The 3,325-nt window shown below is 68.9% G+C and carries 2 protein-coding genes and 1 pseudogene; all 3 read left to right on the top strand.

Features of this window, described 5'->3' with window-relative positions; translation table 11 throughout:
• A pseudogene (locus tag WAW85_RS01950) lies at positions 1-804 on the top strand (nicotinate phosphoribosyltransferase); the annotation flags it as partial.
• Positions 801-1,385 (top strand): nicotinamidase, encoded by a 585-nt coding sequence (locus tag WAW85_RS01945; protein WP_422557978.1) that lies wholly within the window; start codon positions 801-803, stop codon positions 1,383-1,385. The pseudogene WAW85_RS01950 and the gene WAW85_RS01945, both read left to right, overlap by 4 nt.
• A partial coding sequence (locus WAW85_RS01940) for an ATP-dependent DNA helicase (protein ID WP_422557977.1) occupies positions 1,382-3,325 on the top strand: 1,944 nt, incomplete at its 3' end. The genes WAW85_RS01945 and WAW85_RS01940, both read left to right, overlap by 4 nt.

Here is a 3,325-nt window from a genome sequence, read left to right as displayed (position 1 = left end):
GCCTACCTGTGCGGCGTGACCTCGACCAGCAACCTCGAGGCCGCCCGGACCTACGCCGTTCCCAGCGCTGGCACCGCCGCCCACTCATGGACGCTCTCGTTCTCCCAACCGCACGGGTCGGATGAGCGAGCCGCGTTCGCCGCCCAGATCGCCCGGTTCGGCCCCGACACCACGCTGCTGGTGGACACATTCGACATCACCCAGGGCGTCGCGAACGCGATCGAGGTGGCCGGCCCCGAGCTGTCGGCGGTGCGCATCGACTCCGGCGACCTGGGTGTGTTAGCCCGCCAGGTCCGCCAGCAGCTCGACGATCTTGGTGCCACCGGCACCAAGATCGTCGTCAGCGGCGACCTCGACGAGTACGCAATTGCCTCGCTCCGCGCTGAACCGGTCGACATCTATGGCGTCGGCACCGCACTGGTCACCGGCAGCGGCGCACCGACCGCGGGGATGGTCTACAAGCTGGTCGAGGTCGACGGAATCCCCGTCGCCAAACGATCCAGCCACAAGACCAGCCTTGGCGGCGCCAAACGCGCGGTTCGTGCGGCCCGCGACACGGGCACCGTCGTCGAAGAGATTCTCTATCGCGACGGCCGGGTCGCTCCGGAACCCGGCGACGGCCTGCACGTACGTGAATTGGCAATCCCGCTGGTGCGCGATGGCGACCGCGTCGCCGACGTGCCGACCCTGGGCCAGTCGCGGGAACTGCTCGCCCGGGGCCTGGTGAGCCTGCCGTGGGAGGGCTTGGGCCTGAGCCACGGCGATCCGGCGATCGCCACCCGCTATGTGACGGAGGCGCCGTGAAATCGCGCCGCGCCCTGATCGTCGTCGACGTGCAGAACGACTTCTGCGAAGGCGGCTCACTGGCCGTACACGGGGGCGCCGCCGTCGCCGATGCTGTCACGCGCCTGCTCCCCGAGTACTCGACGATCGTCGCTACGCGCGATTACCACATCGATCCGGGTGCGCACTTCTCTGACCATCCCGACTTCGTCGACTCCTGGCCGCCGCATTGCGTGGCACACACCGACGGCGCTGGCTTCCATCCGTCGCTGAACACCGAGAGATTCGCGGCGATCTTCGACAAGGGCGCCTACAGTGCTGCGTACTCCGGTTTCGAGGGCGCCACCCACGACGGCGTCGGCCTGGCCGACTGGCTGCGGGCGCACGAGATCAGTACCGTCGACGTCGTCGGCCTGGCCACCGACTATTGCGTCGCCGCCACCGCTCTGGATGCCGTCCGCGCCGGATTCGACACGCGGGTACTGCTGAACTTCACGGCCGCAATCTCGCCCGCCACCTGGTCGGCGGCCCACGACGCCCTCCGCGCGGCAGGCGTACGGTTCGACGGCGACCTGCTGTACACGGGTTCTACCACCGAGTGAGCGAACTACCTGACGTCCCCGCACTGCTCTCCGCCGCCGTCACCGCCCTGGGCGGCTCGCGCCGAGCCGGACAACTCGAGATGGCCACCGCCGTGGCCGACGCCATCGACGGCACTAGGCACCTGGCCGTGCAGGCGGGAACTGGCACCGGTAAATCGCTCGCCTACCTGGTGCCCGCGATCGCCCATGCGGTCGCCAGCCGCGAAGCCGTCGTCGTCTCTACCGCCACCATCGCCCTGCAGCGTCAGCTGACCGAGCGCGATCTGCCGCGCCTGGCCGAGGCGCTCACCGAACCGATCGGCCGTGCGCCCACCTTCGCGATCCTTAAGGGCCGGGCAAACTACCTGTGCCTCAACAAGATTCACGCCGGGACTGCCGAGGATCCCGACGCCGAGCTTTTCGATGCGTTCGAAATGTCCCGGATGGGCCGAGAGGTCACGCGCCTTCGAGAATGGGCTTCGGACACCGAGACCGGCGACCGCGACGACCTGACCCCGGGGGTGAACAACCAGTCGTGGCGCCAGGTGAGCGTCAGCTCCCAGGAATGCGTCGGCGCGGCGGCGTGCGAGTTCTCTGACGATTGTTTCGCCGAGGCGGCGCGCGCCCGCGCGGCCCAGTCCGATGTGGTGGTGACCAACCACGCCATGCTGGCCATCGACGCGATGAGTCCCGCCCAAATCCTTCCCGAACACCGTGTGGTGGTAATCGACGAAGCACACGAATTGGTTGACCGCATCACGTCGGTCTCCACCGAAGAGATCTCCGCGGCCGGGGTGAACTATGTCAGCCGCCGCGCCGGACGATTGATCTCCACACAGACCGCCGAGTCGCTAGCCGGCGCGGCGGCCGCGCTCGAAAGCCTGCTCGACGAGGCCCGCAACGGCGAATGGACCCGGATGCCTGGGGGCGCCGCCGAGGTGCTCGCCAGTCTGCGTGACCGGCTCTGGGAAACCCGTACCGAGATCTCCCCGGCCGGGGAGAAGAATCCGGGCGATCCGGATGCCGCAGCCGCCCGCCAACTGGCGATCAGCGCGACCGAGAATCTGCACGACGCCGTCGTCCGAGTTCTGGGCGTGTTCGGCGAAACCGATATCGCCAAGCGCCGCGACGTCGTGTGGGTGGGCGAGGAACGAATCAAGAACGGCGACTCCAGACGGACGCTGAATATCGCGCCACTGTCGGTCTCCGGACTGCTGCGCGCCTCGCTGTTCACCGATTCCACCGTCATCCTCACCTCGGCCACCCTGACCATCGGCGGCAATTTCAATGCGCTCGCCCGCAACTGGGGACTGCCGCCAGAGCAGGAGACTTGGCGCGGGCTGGACGTCGGTTCGCCGTTCGACTATCCGCGGTCGGCCATCCTCTACGTTGCCAAACAGCTGCCCGCACCCGGCCGCGACGGACCCGCGCCTGCCGTGCTTGACGAGATGGTCGATCTGATGAATGCGGCAGGCGGGCGCACCCTCGGCCTGTTCTCCTCGATGCGGGCCGCGAAGCTGGCGGCCGAAGCGCTGCGCGAACGCGTCGCCTTCCCCATCCTCTGCCAAGGTGAGGACACCACCTCAACCCTCATCGCCACATTCGCCGACGACGAGCCCACCTGCCTGTTCGGCACCCTCAGCCTGTGGCAGGGCGTCGACGTCCCCGGCCCGTCGCTGCGCCTGGTGATGATCGACCGGATTCCGTTTCCGCGACCGGACGATCCGCTCCTCACCGCCCGCCAGCGCGACGTCGACAGCCACGGCGGCAACGGTTTCCTCGCGGTCTCGGCCAACCACGCGGCCCTGCTGCTGGCCCAGGGCGCCGGTCGATTGCTGCGCGCCGAGAGCGACCGCGGCGTCGTCGCCGTCCTGGACTCCCGGCTGGTCACCGCGCGCTACGGCGGTTACTTGGCGGCCGGTCTCCCGCCGTTCTGGCGGACCACCGACCCGGCCGCGGTG

It is taken from the genome of Gordonia sp. (in: high G+C Gram-positive bacteria) (assembly GCF_049299075.1).
GTDB lineage: Bacteria > Actinomycetota > Actinomycetes > Mycobacteriales > Mycobacteriaceae > Gordonia.
Note: the sequence above shows the minus strand (reverse complement) of the source record. Positions and strands in the feature narration are given on the sequence as shown.